We start from the raw sequence: 15,127 nt of genomic DNA, 5'->3' as shown, positions 1-15,127 counted from the left end.
TATAACTATAATAATTGGAGGACAATCAAATGAAATTATCTATAAAAAGAACAGTAGAAGGATTACTAGAATTACAAAAAAGTGGAAATAGCGCGACTATTCTCGGTATTGGACCAATGTCTAAAAATTGTTTACAAGCAAGTTTAGAGCTTTCTAATGATGATGATTATCCAGTAATGTTCATTGCTAGTCGTAATCAAGTTGATATGGATGAGCTTGGCGGTGGCTATGTAAATGGTTGGAACCAGTTCACTTTTGTAGAAGCAGTAAAAGAAGTTGCAGAAAAAATAAATTACAACGGTCTGTATTATATTTGTCGAGATCATGGTGGACCTTGGCAGCGTGATAAAGAAAGAAATGATCACCTTCCAGTTGAAAAAGCAATGGAAATAGGCAAGAAATCGTATATTGCGGACATTGAATCAGGATTCGATTTACTAATGATTGACCCAACGAAAGATCCTTTTGAAATGGGTAAGGTTATTCCTTTAGATGTTGTATTGGAAAGAACGGTAGATTTAATTGAATTCTGTGAAAAAGAAAGAAAAGCGCGTAACCTTCCTGAAATTGGCTATGAAGTTGGAACGGAAGAAACAAACGGCGGCCTAACAACAACAGAAACGTATGAGACGTTCATTAATCGATTACAAGTAGAATTGGAGAAACGTGACTTACCAATGCCGACATTTATTGTTGGGCAAACAGGTACGCTTGTAAAAAGAACCGAGCAAGCAGGAAAATTTAACTTTAAAAACGCTTATGATCTAGCACAAATGGCTAAACGCTATGGTGTTGGTCTAAAAGAGCACAACGGAGATTATTTAGATGACGTGTCATTACTAGAACACATTCCATCAGATATAGCTGCTACAAATGTTGCACCGCAGTATGGTACAGAAGAAACAAGAGCTTATTTAAAATTAGCAGCACTAGAAGAGAAATTAGCTGAAAATGAATTAGTAGTGAATAAGTCAAATACAAGAGCCGTCTTATTGGACCATGCAATTAATAGTGAGCGATGGAGAAAATGGATGACTGGTGACCAAAGGAATCTGACTACTAAAGAGATAACAGCAGATCCTAAATTATCAGATGAGATATTAGATATTGCTGGTCACTATACGTTCAATGATGATGAAGTAAAAGTCGAAATCGAAAAAATGTATACAAATCTAAGCAAAGTAAATGTAGATGGACAGCGTTATGTTATTGATCACATTAAACGTCCAATTAGAGATTATGCAGAGTGCTACAACTTAAGAGGTGCTACAACAAGAATTAAAAATAGTCTGAAATAAATCGAAACGTGTCTAAAAAATACGTAAATATTGTTAGTTATCTAGTAAGCCTTATAAATTTAAATGAATAGCCAATCATTGATTTGATTGGCTATTCGAAGGGGGACATTCAATTGTCAGAACGTATTGATATTGATAATAAAGCGGTTAATACTATTCGTACCTTAAGTATTGATGCAATTAACAAAGCAAAGTCTGGACACCCAGGGTTGCCGATGGGCGCTGCACCTATGGCGTATGTTTTATGGACTAACTTTTTAAAAATAAATCCAGCAACATCAACAAATTGGTTTGATAGAGATAGGTTTGTCCTTTCTGCAGGACATGGATCTGCTATGTTGTATAGTTTACTTCATTTATCTGGGTATAAAGTAAGCATTGCTGATTTAAAACAATTTAGACAATGGGATAGTAATACGCCAGGTCACCCAGAAGTGGATCATGTTGATGGTGTCGAAGCAACAACTGGTCCATTAGGTCAAGGGATTTCAATGGCTGTTGGGATGGCGATGGCTGAGGCGCACTTAGCGGCAACGTATAATAAGCCTAATTACAATATTGTTGATCACTATACCTATGTACTATGTGGTGATGGTGATTTAATGGAGGGTGTTTCACAAGAAACGAGTTCGATGGCTGGACATATGAAACTAGGCAAGCTGATTGTTTTATATGATTCAAATGATATATCTTTAGACGGTCCCACTTCCAAGTCTTTTACAGAGAACGTTGGTAAAAGATACGAAGCGAATGGCTGGCATTATATTTTAGTTGAAGATGGTAACGATTTGAGTGCGATCTCAAAGGCTATTGAAACCGCCAAAAATGAGACAGATAAACCGACATTAATTGAGGTCAAAACGATTATTGGATACGGTGCAAGTAAACAAGGAACAGCAGCGGTTCATGGCGCTCCGCTTGGTGAAGAAGAAGCTAGTCGTGTCAAAGAATTTTATGGCTTTGATAAGGATAAGTCATTTTATGTGCCGGAAGATGTACAAAAAGTATTTGAAGAAAGAATTACTGTAAAAGGACAAGTTGAAGAAGATAAATGGCATGCACTATTCGCTAATTATAAAAAAGAATTCCCAGCATTATCCTCTCAATTTGAAGCAGCAACTAGCGGTACCTTGCCAGATAATTGGGACGCTGAACTACCAGTTTATGATGTAGGTGAAAGTTCTGCTAGTCGTGTAACGAGTAAAGAAACAATTCATGCGCTTTCAAAAGTATTACCTAACTTTTGGGGAGGATCGGCTGATTTATCATCTTCTAATAATACCATGGTTGCTGGTGAAAAGGATTTTGGACCAGGGCAATATGATGGTAGAAATATCTGGTTTGGTGTAAGAGAGTTTGGTATGACTTGTGCTTTAAATGGAATTGCCTTGCATGGTGGAACAAAGGTATATGGTGGGACATTCTTCGTGTTTGTTGACTATTTACGTGCTGCCTTACGCTTAGCTGCAATCCAAAAAACACCAATCACGTTAGTTTTGACACATGATTCGATTGCTGTAGGTGAAGACGGACCGACACACGAACCGATTGAGCAGCTTTCTAGTTTGCGGTCTATGCCTAATGTACAACTATTCAGACCAGCTGATGGAAATGAAGTAGTGGCTGCTTGGAAAATTGCAATTACTTCCAAAGAAACACCAACTGTATTGGCATTAACGCGTCAAGACTTACCTGTTCTAGCAGGGACAAAAGAAAAAGTTCATCTCGTCGCGAAGGGTGCTTATCTACTTTCTCCTGCTAAAAAAGAAGTACCAGATGGTATTATCATAGCGACTGGTTCTGAAGTAAATCTAGCTATAGAGGCGCAAAAACAATTACGCTTAGATAATGAAGATGTAGCAGTCGTCTCGATGCCGAGTATGGAAGTTTTTGAACAGCAGGATGAAGCCTATAAAGAAAAAGTACTGCCAAGTGATGTTACAAAACGTTTAGCGGTAGAAATGGGATCCAGTTTTGGCTGGGACAAATATATTGGACTAAAGGGAAAAACAGTGACTATTAATCGCTTTGGCGCAAGTGCTCCAGCAGTAAAAGTTTTAAAAGAATATGGATTCACAGTTGAGAATGTCGTAAGTGTCTATAAATCAATATAAATAAGTGGAAGGTTTAAGACATAAGTCTTAAACCTTCCACTTATTGTATTAACCTATCAAGGGGGATGAATTTTGATAAATCTATTATTTGATGTTGATGACACATTGTATGATCAATTAAAACCATTTGAGGATGCCTATCGAGAAGTTTTCGGAGAGTTTAATTTTGATGTATCAATTGATACGTTATTTGTTAAGAGTAGACACTATAGCGATATAGTATTTGACCTAGTTACTAACGGGGAAATAGATGTAAAAGCGATGCATGTGTATCGAATTAGTAAGGCCTTTGCCAGCATGGGAATAGAAATATCTGAACAGAATGCTCTATTATTCCAATCTTATTATCAACGAAATCAAGCGGAAATAGTGATTGATCCGAAAATGAGAGATGTACTGAACATGGCGGTGTCAAAGGGGGTAACCTTAGGGGTAATTACGAATGGTCCCGCTGCGCATCAAGCAAATAAGGTGAAGCAATTACAATTGACCAACTGGATAAATGAAAAAAATATCTTTATATCTGGGGCATTAGGTATTTCAAAGCCGGATAAAGCGATATTTAACTATGTAGAGAATAAGATGGGTATTTCACCAGAAGCAACCTTTTATATTGGAGATTCTTATCGGAATGATGTTGTCGGTGCTAAAGAAGCTGGATGGAATTCTATTTGGATTAATAGAAGAAAACACGAAATACCTAATGAACGGAAGTATCTACCGGATTATATAATAGATGAAGATTCTCGTTTGGAAACTACTTTGAAACATATTTTAGAAAAATGAGGGAGTAGACTCGGACGTTAGGGAGGAACAATTTATGAAAAGAATAGCGATCGATATGGACGAGGTAATAGCGGATGCTTTACCTAAACATGTATCACTTTTCAATCAAAAGTATAATGAAACTATTACAATGAAAGATTTAAACGGAAAAAAGTTAGAGGACTTATGCCCCGATTTAAAAGAAGAAATTAATAGATTAATAGCAGATCCTTTATTCTTTCGTGACTTAGCTGTTATAAAAGACAGTGTAAACGTTATAAAGGAATTAACGGAACACTATCAAGTCTTTATTACTACAGCTGCAATGGAGTTTCCACCATCGTTTAACGCAAAATATGAATGGTTAAAAGAGCACTTCGATTTCTTAAGCGATTTAAATTTTGTTTTTTGTGGTGACAAAAGTATTATAAACGCAGACTATCTTATTGATGATAATGTAAGACACTTCAAACAATTTGTTGGCAAAGGGATCTTATTTACCTCCCCACACAATACCAATGAAACAGGCTATACCAGAATGAACAATTGGAAAGAAATACGATCCTACTTTTTAGAAGAATAACGGTTAGCAAGGAAGCAGGGGACGGTTCTCTGCTTCTGGAAGCGAAGAACCGTCCCTTGCTTCCTTATATGTTCGTATAAGTTAAACGATTTAAATATATCCCTTTATTGTAAGGTTTGTAACTGTTTTTAAGAATGTAATAAAAGTAGTTGGAATATTATGCGTCTGCTATTATAATAGTTGTAAGTACATGTTTAGTTTTGTGATAGTCGTAAAAACACCTGTAACTTATTATAATTAGAATAGGAGAACATATATGATACAAAAAAATGCAAACACTTTCATTAAGGATCAAATCATTGCGCATTATGCTTTTGATGATATTTCCAATATTGGTAAAGATCGTTCAGGCAATGGCAATCATGCACTAGCGGAAGGCGAGAAGAAGCCAGAGATTGAAAATGTTGATGGAAGGCGAGCGCTAAGCTTTACTGGTGGTGATAGTGGGACATCTTATTTGAAGCTTCCTGCTAATTTACTTGATAACGTTAGTGATCAAACGGGTGTAACGATTAGTACGTGGGTTTACTTAAGAAAAGGTACAAACGTTTGGGAAAGAATTTTTGACTTTGGAAAAGGTACAGCTGGACCCTATTTATTTATGACACGTGGTTTACGTGGAGTATGCTTTTCCGAAGAGGAATTAATTGCTGATGGCGGAAAGACTTATAATGCTGGTGAATGGATCCATGTTGCGATGTCAGTGATCGGAACAGAAGGCGGTACATTAAGTAGTGCTGGTCCTGTTATCTATGTAAATGGTGAATTAGTTGCTGATGGATCAATTAGTCAAACATCGAGTGGTACATATAAGCGATTACGTCAATGGTTTGATACCTTTTCAAATCAGAATAATTATAGAAACAATTTTATTGGAAAATCACAATTTGATGTCGATGCCGATTTTGATGGTTCCTTAACTGATTTCCGTGTTTATTCCGCAGGTTTGTCCCATGATGCGGTGATTGAATTGATGTGCGAATCACTTGAGGATGAAGAGATCGTTCAATTGGCAAAAGATAAATATTTATCCTTTCCAATTAAAGTTGTCTCTAAAGATGTGACCTTACCAGCATCGCTTATGGGTGCGAAGGTAGATGTAGCGTGGACATCAAGCGATAAAGAAGCACTATCTGATAATGGTGTCGTTGGCAAAGTTGATGTGCCAACGGGTGTGACACTTACCGCTAACCTTAAAAAAGGTAATTATACGATTAAAAAATCCTTTTCGGTGACAGTTATTCCAGAGAATATTCCATCGCATCACATAACCATTAATGGTAAGGATGAAGTATTGGATATTAGTGATATCATGTATGGCCTTTTCTATGAAGATATTAATAATGCTGCTGATGGTGGTATTTATGCTGAACTTGTGCAAAACCGTTCATTTGAATCATTCGCTTTTGATACGTATTCCCATACATCTGGCGCTTGTGGTTGCTCAACGGGGCGTAATCACCAGCCGCTTCATGCTTGGTTTGGAGATATTGATCAGGTAACGGTGCAAAGTTCTGGTGGGTTAAATGACTATTTTGGTGTTACGGATCAAGATGCGAATTCGCACTATATTACAGTGCCAAATGGCAGCAGAATCATTAACAAAGGTTTTACAGATTCAAATCATCATTGTGCGATGTCTATCAAACAAGATGAACGCTTTGATTTCACAATTTGGGCCAAGGCAGAAGCGGCAGGTACCATTTCAGTAGCCTTACAAGATGATAAGGGTGCCGTTATTAGTGATCACGTACTGATTGAAGTTGAAGGTGGAAACAAATGGTTCAAATACGGTGTGAATGAACCACTAATATTAACAGCTTCTGAAACAGCGCTTGGCCAATTAGCTTTGAGCTTTGCTGGAGAAATTTCCATCGATATGATTTCCTTAATGCCAAAAGATGTTTGGGGAGCAAGTGAAGAAGCAAGTTCTAAATCTGCTCATATAAATTATAAAGCGAATCCGAACTATCGCTTGCGTAAAGACTTAGTCCATGCACTTGTAGATTTACATCCGAAATTTCTTCGTTTCCCTGGTGGCTGTATTTCAGAAGGTTCTTATATCTGGGAGAATGTCTATGAATGGAAAGATTCTGTTGGGGCGATCGAACTTCGTAAAGAAAACTTTAACGTTTGGGGCTACATGATGACGATGGGCTTAGGCTACATGGAATATTTCCAATTAGCTGAGGACTTAAATGCAACGCCGCTTCCTGTTATGGCTTGTGGTGTGCTGTGTCAGGCGCGTTCAAATTATGTCAATCCAGCAGGTGGCGCGTTAAGAGACTATTATGTGAAGAGTTTTACTGATTTAATAGATTTTGCAATTAACACAGATTTTGAAAATAACGAATGGGCTGCATTACGTAAAGAAATGGGCCATGAAGCAGCGTTTGACTTGCATTATTTAGGTGTAGGTAATGAAAACTGGGGTAATGAATTTTTTGCTAACTTTGAATACTTTAAAACAGCTATTGATGCCTATTTGGACAAGCATTATCCAGGCTATACGTTGCACATCATTTCAACTGTTGGTGCACAAGCGGATGATGATGCGTATCAACAAGGATGGAAATTTTTAAGTGGAAATATCACTGGTACCGCAACCGTCCCATTTACAGATGGTACGTCTGTAATGGAAGAAACTGTTTCTTGGTATAATGACCAACCGAATTATATGGATACAATTGCTGATGAGCATTATTATCGCTCTAACGAGTATCTATTAAACAACGTCGACCGTTATAACTACTATTATAGAGCGTATCAACCAGATGGTAGTCTAAATGAAGCGGAATCTTCAAAAGTATTCGTTGGTGAATTTGCTTCGACAGATAAGAATACATTAGCCGGTGCAGTTGCAGAAGCGGCAATTATGACGGGTTACGAAAACAATGCGGATGTCGTGAAATTAGTTGCATATGCGCCATTATTTAACAAAGTTCTGACTGATGGTACGTATCGTTGGACACCTGATTTAATTTGGTTTGATGATCAAGCGGTTTGGTATACACCGAATTACTATGTCCAACATTTGTTTGCAAAATATCTTGGTAATAAGTTATTGGGTACTTCGTTATCAGCTTATCAAGATGGACAATTAACAGAACTTAAACCGCATGGTGGTATTGAAATCGCTACGGGAAATGCGGAAATTCATGTAAAACAGGTACACGTTATCGATAATGCCAGTGGTGAATTGTTGTTTGAACAGGACTTCACGGTGGACTTGGACACTGTATGGGAAATAATTCCTGGATCGGTTGGATATAAACTTGACCCAGAAAAAGGGCTGATTTTACCGGCGCAAACGAGCGGATTGAATGGTTTGTGCATCATGAACAAAGGATGGTCAGACTATAAAGTAGTATTGCAAGCAACCAAAGCATCTGGTATTGATGGTTTTTATCTAGGCGTTGGATTAACGGATATTTCACCAGAAAAGAAAGATGTTATTGAATATGCGATTGGCTATGACGGTAATGCAACGGCTGTGAAAGTTCACAAACTGGGAATTGAAGCTTACAAGTTAGGTGATTATTCATCAAGTACAGCTGCAGGTAACCTTAGAGCAAGTTGTTATCAAGAATTAATGGAAGAGACACCTTATACGATTACCGTTAATTATGGTGGTGAGAACGGCGATCGTCTGATCTGTTCGTATACAGATGGTAACGTTACAAGTACCGTTTTAGATTATAAGTTAGAAGCTTATAACAGTGAGATTTTCAACTCTGTTACAAAAGATGACCAACACGTTTATGTGAAATTAGTAAACGCAGGTCCATTCGAAAAAACTACAGAAATTAAGTTGAATGATCTTACCCTAGATGCTGTTGGAAAAATGATCACTGTAACCGGAGATGACACGCTTCTAAATACACCAAATGTTAATAAAAAGAACGATGAGAAAGTACAACCAACTGAAGCATCTATTAAGCTAATTGGCGATAGTATAACTGTTACATTGGCAGCAAACTCCGTTAATGTTATTGTTTTAGATGTGAAATAAGAAGAGGAAGCAGGGGACGGTTCTCTGCTTCCAAGAGAGGCAATTCGCATTTGGAATTAGCCTCTCTTTTTTATGGACATTTATTGTGTTTTATAGAAAAAATAAGCAGTGGCTAGCTTAGGGAGATATTTGACTACTAGTCGTGTGGATGGCCAGATATTTTAGGTAGTTCACCTAAACAATATTATAAAAAATATAGATCGAGAAAGGATATTTTATCTAAAAATTCAAAACAGAACATATATTCGTTTTAAAGTATTATTATAACGTTAACTAGGAGGGAAATATGAAATTAAAAAATATTAATATTGAAGAACGAATGCAACACTATAAAGTGCATGGTTTAAGTATTGTGTTAATTGAAAACTGTCGAATTAGTGGAACAGAAAATTTAGGTTTGCTTGAGGTGGATAGTAATAGAAAAGTAAATGAAAAATCTATTTTTAGTGCGTGTTCGATTAGTAAATTCTTAACTGGAATGATGGCTTTAAAGCTGATAGAGGAAGGACTTCTGGGTTTAGATGAAAATGTAAATACGAGACTTGTTACGTGGAAAGTGCCTGAGAACGAATTCACAAAAAAATAAAAAAGTTACTTTAAGAAACGTGCTTAGTCATCAATCTGGGATTAAGGACTCTGAAGGTAGTTTTTTTGAACTGATTTCAGATATAGGTGTTCCTTCTACAGTTGAATTGCTAGAGGAGAAAACACCATATTGTAAAGTCGCCATTGAAGTACAGTTCGAGCCAGAAAGTAAATTCCACTACTCAGATGCGGGCTATTGTATTATTCAACAACTAATAGAAGATGTGACGAAAAAGCCATTTTATCAAGTGGTAAATGCGTTCATATTTAAGCCATTAGGAATGGAAAATAGCTATTTAAATACATCACTATTAGAAGGAATAGAAAAAGAATTTTCTTGTGGTCATAACAAAAATGGTGAACTGGTTGATGGTAATTATCCTATTTATCCTTATGCTGCAGCTTCAGGATTATGGACGACTTCATTAGATTTAGCTACATTATTCCTTGAGTTGATGAATGCTTTAAAAGGAGAAAGTAAAATTGGTATTTCAGAAATTTTAGCTAAAGAACTGATAACTTCTCAAAGAGGAAAAAGCTGGACTGGATTAGGAGTATTTCTAGAGGGCTCCAAAAAAGAATTAAAAATCACGTCTATGGGTTGGGGAGTAGGCTTTCAGTGTATGGTAGTGGCGTATCCACACTTAGAAAAAGGCGCTGTTATTATGACGAATGCAGAATTAGGGGTTCATCAATTGGAAGGACTTATTGGAGATATATATAAATCTCTTATATTCTAGGAGGAAAAGTGTGCAGATAACTTTAGCGAATCCAACGCATATATCTGATGTTGTGACGTTCTTTAACGAAAATATTCACTGAAACTCTCCCGTTAGGTTCATCCAAGCATGTCTTTATTTTGGAGTGAATTGCCTCGTACATCTCAAAAAGGGTATAATAGTGGAAGCAGGGGACGGTTCTTTGCTTCTGGAAGCAGAGAACCGTCCCCTGCTTCCTATGAAAGGGGACGCAGATATATATGAAAAAAATCATTTTAACGACAGAAAGTGGCGCTGATATTTCAGAAGAATTAGCTACTAAATACAATATACAAGTTGTACCGATGCACGTGATCATGGATGGACAGGACTATTTAGATGGATCGTTACCTGTACAAGAGATTTATGATTATTATGACCGCACGAAAAAAATCCCCACAACAACATCAACAAATGCACATGAATATACTGCTTTTTTTGCTCAAATTAGAAAAGATTATCCAGATTGTACAATTATACATATTGGTTATACATCAAAAGCATCATCATCTTTTCAAAATGCGATTATTGCATCAGAAGATTTTGAGAACCTTTTTCTAATTGATGCGTTAAATGTTACCGGTGGTTTAGCTGCGATTGTGCTTTATGCGGCTGACTTGTTAGATAAAGATCCTATGATCAAACCCGAAGCATTAATAGAAAAAATTGAGTTAATTGTTCCTAAAACAAGACTGGCATTTGTACCTGGTAGGTTAGATTTTTTAAGAGCAGGTGGACGTGTAAGTAATGTCGCTTATATTGGCGGTGCATTGCTAAAGATAAAACCACGTATTGAATTAGTTGATGGTAAGCTAGTTTCAACTAAAAAATATCGCGGAAAAATTAATATAGTTGCAGAAAAACTTGTCCAAGATTTTTTCAATGATTATAACATTGACAGAAAACAGCTTTATTTCCAATACTCGATCGGACTTGATGAGACGATTAAAGAGCGAATGAATGAAATTGCAAAAGAAGCTGGTTTTGAATCTGTGATTTGGGTGCAAGCTGGCGCTATGATTTCAACGCATGCTGGACCCGGAGGCTTTGGGATAGCAGGATTAGAAATTTAAGAATAGTTAAATAGGTATGCTAACTCCGCTAGTAATTCGGTGGAGTTATTTTATTTACCTTTCTCACTAAAGAATAATTAATGTTATTAATCATTTAGAAATAGTTGCATAATTCATCGACTATGTAATAATCTGGACAGAAATTTTAGTCAAATACTTTTCAAATCCTTTAACAGATAGTTCGTCTAATAATACGTCTTCATAAAAAAAGCCTTGAATATCTAACGCATTAGTTTTAGCGTAATCTAAAATTTTACTGTATGTTTGATCTATATCGGCATACCCTTGTGCATGATACGCTACTAAGAAAGTTCCCTTTTTAATTGTAAAGTTAAAATAATTTGATTTATTTACTCTTGTAAATAAATAGTCATACTTCATGTTTTCATGTGTTGAAACCTTCTTTTTATCTATCATCCATCCTGGTGAGTGAGTAGTATCGATATTATAGTTTTTTAAACAATTATCATGATAAAAAATAGAGTCATAAATATTTTTGTCCTCTATTGAATCATTTGCTTCCGTTACGAGTAATCGTTCCTCATCTCGTTCTTCAAAGATAATATCTGACGTGTTTATTCCGATTGCTTCTTTGGTTATTCGAGACTTTTCTAAAATAAAATCACTCAATTTTTGAAGATGATTAATTTTAGCGGTTAAATTAACTGCTTCTTTCTCGAGTAAAAGAATAAGTTCTTCAGGAGACCTTTTATGAAGGTACGCCTTAATTTCCTTTAGTGGCATATCCAATTCTTTAAGTGTAGTAATAACATAAAAAACATCTGATTGATAAATGGAATAATATCTGTATCCATTACCGACTTTAATTTCTGGAGAGAAAATGCCTACTTTATCATAATGGAATAGCGTATCTTTACTGACATCCATTAGGTTAGCAAATTGACCTGTCGATAGGTGGATCTTTGGGTTGATTTCCATAGAAATATAATTCTCCTCTTGACTATAGTGTTAGTCCACACTTTAGTATATCAATAGTGATTTGAATCTACAAGGAGATGAAGTATGATGGAAATGTCCAAAGGGCTCGGGAAGGATTTTAATCTGCTATCACTGCTGGTTTACGCTATACCGACAATCGTTATGATGGTGTTTACGGCTGTCTATACGATGATTGACGGTATTTTTCTTGCGCGCTTTGTAAATGCAACCGCATTGTCGGCAGTTAATATTTTTCTTCCGATCTATGGTTTGATCTTTGCGATTGCATTAATGCTTGGTACTGGTGCTAGCGCAATTATTGCAAAAAAAATGGGTGAAAATAAATATCAAGAAGCAAGAGAGAATTTCACGTTTATCGTAATTTGTGGCATAATTGTAGGTTTTTTTATCATGATTCTAGGATTAATTTTTATTAATCCACTATTAGAATTACTTGGCGCAAATGCAAATAAAGAACTGTTGGATTTAACGTACACATATGGTGTGATTATGTTGCTTTTTAGTCCGTTAATTATACTGCAAATGCTTTTTCAAAATTTCTTTGTAACCGCAGGAAAACCAACTATCGGATTGATTATAACTATACTAGGTGGCGTTACAAATATTGTTTTAGATTATGTCTTTATTGTGCCATTGCAAATGGGTATAGCTGGGGCAGCAATTGCAACTGGGATAGGGATATTTATTCCTGCTCTATTTGGTGCTATTTACTTTTTATCTAAAAAAGAGAGAGGTTTATATTTCGTTAAACCAAAAACGGATAGAAAAATCCTTCTAAATAGTTGTCTAAATGGTTCATCCGAGATGGTTTCTAATGGCTCATTTGCTATTGTAACCTTTGCTTATAATATACTTATGATTAAATATCTAGGTGTAGATGGGGTGGCAGCTGTTACGATCATACTCTACTCGATGTTTATGTTAGAGTCGATATTTATGGGGTATGCAGTGGGTATTGCACCGATCATAAGCTATAATTTTGGAAGCAATGATCGGACGCAATTAAAGCGCATTTTTAAAAATAGTATAGGTATCATCGTTATAGGTTCACTTGTAATCTATGGAATTTCAGTTTTACTTGGACCTTATGTTATACAATTTTTGGCGGCAGAGGGAAGCAATGTATATAATATTGCCACAGATGGATTTAAGATATTTAGTATTAGTTTCTTATTCATGGGATTCAATATATTTACATCGATGCTGTTTACTGCTTTATCAAATGGAAAAGTCTCAGCGGTAATTTCCTTCGTGCGAACATTGGTTTTTGTCTTAATAGGATTAGTGGTATTCCCTTTAATGATAGGAGTGAATGGGATTTGGCTCGCTGTCCCAATAGCCGAGTTTCTCTCGCTAATTGTCTGTGGAATCTTTATCATTATGTATAAAAAAGTTTATCAGTATGTTTAGCAAGTCTATCTCTATTTCATGTGGTTTAACTCTATAAACAATGCTTTTTATTTAATTAACGTGTCATCACTGTAATTTTCAAATAAAAAAAGACAAAACATTCGTTCCTATAAGGGTTTTGCTTGTGCTATAATCTAGTAAGATAAATGCATTGAAAAGACAAAAATGAATGGTGACGGACACGTTAAAAGGAGTAGGACAAACGATGAATAAAAAGGACATCGCAAACATTCGCAAGCAATTTAAAGTTGGGAATGATTTGCTTAAAATAACGGATATTTATAATGTTTACATCATGAAGGAATCAAGCGAAATTTATCATGAGCAAAGTCAACCCTTTGAATTGTTAGATGAAGATCAACAGGAGTTATTTTTAAATAATTTCAAAAAAGTGCTGACGGGCCAATTAGATGAAAAGTTATTTGAATTGAAATTCCAACGGGAAGCGGCAGATAGTAGTCAACTTATTCTCCACCAAGGATTGCTGAGCAGTGATGTAGAGGACTGGAAAGCACAGATGCTTCGCCTAGTCGAAAAAATGCTTCACGACAAACAATATGAAATTGATGTTGTGGTGACATTCATTCGTGCTGAATACTTAAAGCCAATGAAACGACGAAGTGAAGAGTCGGAGCAAAGCGATCGTGATACTGTCTATTCGCATGCGTTTATCTTGTGCAGTATTAATAATACACAAGAGCCTAAAAAGGAATTGCAATTTGATTATGTAGAGAAGGAATTTAGATATAACGTGAAGGTTGACCCAGTTATCAATCTGAACACGCCAGTAGCGGGATTTTTATTCCCATGTTTCACAGATAATACGGCTGATGTGAATCACATTTTATATTTATCAGGCAAAGCACATGAACCAGATCCTGAATTTATAGAAGAAGTTTTAAACGCTGAGGAGACGATGACTGCACAAGAAGATAAAATCGTTTTTGAGGAAATCGTAAAAGATATAACAGGAAATCAACTAAATACAGCAACACTATCGAATGTTTATGAAGAAATTAATCGCGTAATCCAAGATAATGAAGAGGATGAGCCACCAAAGTTAGACCGTCAAGATGTCGAACGTGTTTTAAAAATGAGCGGGATAGAAGAGGTAAATACAGAAAAGGTAGAAGCGGCTTTTAATAAGGTCATTGATGATAACACGTATGAGCTAAAAGCTAGTAGTATCTTACCAAAATATAATTCAAAGTCTATCAAAATAAGTACGAAGGTTGCTAATATTTCACTTAGCCCACAGGATCTGAAATACGTGAAACAGATTAACTTTAACGGTAAGTTATGCATTATGATTGAGGTTGAAGAAGACACGATCATTGAAGGATTCACAATGATTCCAGAAGCGTTTGCTAATAATCAAGATTCATAAAAAGTAGATCTCATTATAATATGAGATCTACTTTTTTTGTTAGAAGCACTATTTGGAAGGTTAATTCGATTACAAAAATCGAAATTATCAATCATAGATAAGACCTAAGGCGTATTCGGAATTACGGCTGTGGCTTCTTATTTTTTTTCTGTTAAAACTATATAATAAATGAAATTAGTGGG

Annotated in this window: 9 protein-coding genes and 1 pseudogene; 9 read left to right on the top strand and 1 reads right to left on the bottom strand. The window is 35.9% G+C overall.

Annotated features, from left to right (window positions below):
• Positions 1 to 29: 29 nt before the first annotated feature.
• The 7 genes and pseudogenes from D2K60_RS11160 to D2K60_RS11130 all read left to right on the top strand — a co-directional run bounded on the left by D2K60_RS11160 (position 30) and on the right by D2K60_RS11130 (position 11,188).
• Positions 30 to 1,298, top strand: coding sequence for a class II D-tagatose-bisphosphate aldolase non-catalytic subunit (locus D2K60_RS11160; protein WP_117170068.1), 1,269 nt, complete (start codon positions 30 to 32; stop codon positions 1,296 to 1,298).
• Between the two features lie 113 nt (positions 1,299 to 1,411).
• Entirely contained in the window at positions 1,412 to 3,412 is a 2,001-nt protein-coding gene (gene tkt, locus D2K60_RS11155; RefSeq protein ID WP_205418599.1) for a transketolase, read from the top strand.
• A 72-nt stretch (positions 3,413 to 3,484) separates the two neighbouring features.
• The gene (locus D2K60_RS11150; protein ID WP_117170067.1) at positions 3,485 to 4,198 is read left to right on the top strand and encodes an HAD family hydrolase; all 714 of its coding nucleotides are present in this window, start codon (positions 3,485 to 3,487) and stop codon (positions 4,196 to 4,198) included.
• A gap of 34 nt (positions 4,199 to 4,232) precedes the next feature.
• Positions 4,233 to 4,760: a 5' nucleotidase, NT5C type gene (locus D2K60_RS11145; protein ID WP_117170066.1), complete on the top strand. Its 528-nt coding sequence runs from the start codon at positions 4,233 to 4,235 to the stop codon at positions 4,758 to 4,760.
• A gap of 256 nt (positions 4,761 to 5,016) precedes the next feature.
• Positions 5,017 to 8,772: an alpha-L-arabinofuranosidase C-terminal domain-containing protein gene (locus tag D2K60_RS11140; RefSeq protein ID WP_117170065.1), complete on the top strand. Its 3,756-nt coding sequence runs from the start codon at positions 5,017 to 5,019 to the stop codon at positions 8,770 to 8,772.
• Between the two features lie 286 nt (positions 8,773 to 9,058).
• Positions 9,059 to 10,097: pseudogene (locus D2K60_RS11135) on the top strand (serine hydrolase domain-containing protein).
• 239 nt (positions 10,098 to 10,336) lie between these two features.
• Complete coding sequence (locus D2K60_RS11130; protein WP_117170064.1) at positions 10,337 to 11,188, top strand: DegV family protein; 852 nt, start codon at positions 10,337 to 10,339, stop codon at positions 11,186 to 11,188.
• A 120-nt stretch (positions 11,189 to 11,308) separates the two neighbouring features.
• Here the strand turns inward: D2K60_RS11130 and D2K60_RS11125 are convergent, their stop codons facing one another.
• The gene (locus D2K60_RS11125) at positions 11,309 to 12,127 is read right to left on the bottom strand and encodes a MerR family transcriptional regulator (RefSeq protein WP_117170063.1); all 819 of its coding nucleotides are present in this window, start codon (positions 12,125 to 12,127) and stop codon (positions 11,309 to 11,311) included.
• Between the two features lie 87 nt (positions 12,128 to 12,214).
• On the opposite strand from D2K60_RS11125, the gene D2K60_RS11120 reads away from it, so the two are divergent.
• Together D2K60_RS11120 and D2K60_RS11115 are read left to right on the top strand one after the other, a co-directional pair.
• The gene (locus D2K60_RS11120; RefSeq protein WP_205418598.1) at positions 12,215 to 13,558 is read left to right on the top strand and encodes an MATE family efflux transporter; all 1,344 of its coding nucleotides are present in this window, start codon (positions 12,215 to 12,217) and stop codon (positions 13,556 to 13,558) included.
• 205 nt (positions 13,559 to 13,763) lie between these two features.
• Positions 13,764 to 14,945, top strand: a complete 1,182-nt coding sequence (locus D2K60_RS11115) for a DUF4317 domain-containing protein (protein ID WP_117170062.1) — start codon at positions 13,764 to 13,766, stop codon at positions 14,943 to 14,945.
• Positions 14,946 to 15,127 lie beyond the last annotated feature (182 nt).

Source organism: Paraliobacillus sediminis (assembly GCF_003426055.1).
Note: the sequence above shows the minus strand (reverse complement) of the source record. Positions and strands in the feature narration are given on the sequence as shown.

What these genes read in the sequence shown, in the direction of transcription:
- D2K60_RS11160 (WP_117170068.1), top strand. Translation starts at nt 30, where the DNA reads ATGAAATTATCTATAAAAAGAACAGTAGAAGGATTACTAGAATTACAA.
- D2K60_RS11145 (WP_117170066.1), top strand. Translation starts at nt 4,233, where the DNA reads ATGAAAAGAATAGCGATCGATATGGACGAGGTAATAGCGGATGCTTTA.
- D2K60_RS11140 (WP_117170065.1), top strand. Translation starts at nt 5,017, where the DNA reads ATGATACAAAAAAATGCAAACACTTTCATTAAGGATCAAATCATTGCG.
- D2K60_RS11130 (WP_117170064.1), top strand. Translation starts at nt 10,337, where the DNA reads ATGAAAAAAATCATTTTAACGACAGAAAGTGGCGCTGATATTTCAGAA.
- D2K60_RS11125 (WP_117170063.1), bottom strand. Translation starts at nt 12,127, where the DNA reads ATGGAAATCAACCCAAAGATCCACCTATCGACAGGTCAATTTGCTAAC.
- D2K60_RS11120 (WP_205418598.1), top strand. Translation starts at nt 12,215, where the DNA reads ATGGAAATGTCCAAAGGGCTCGGGAAGGATTTTAATCTGCTATCACTG.
- D2K60_RS11115 (WP_117170062.1), top strand. Translation starts at nt 13,764, where the DNA reads ATGAATAAAAAGGACATCGCAAACATTCGCAAGCAATTTAAAGTTGGG.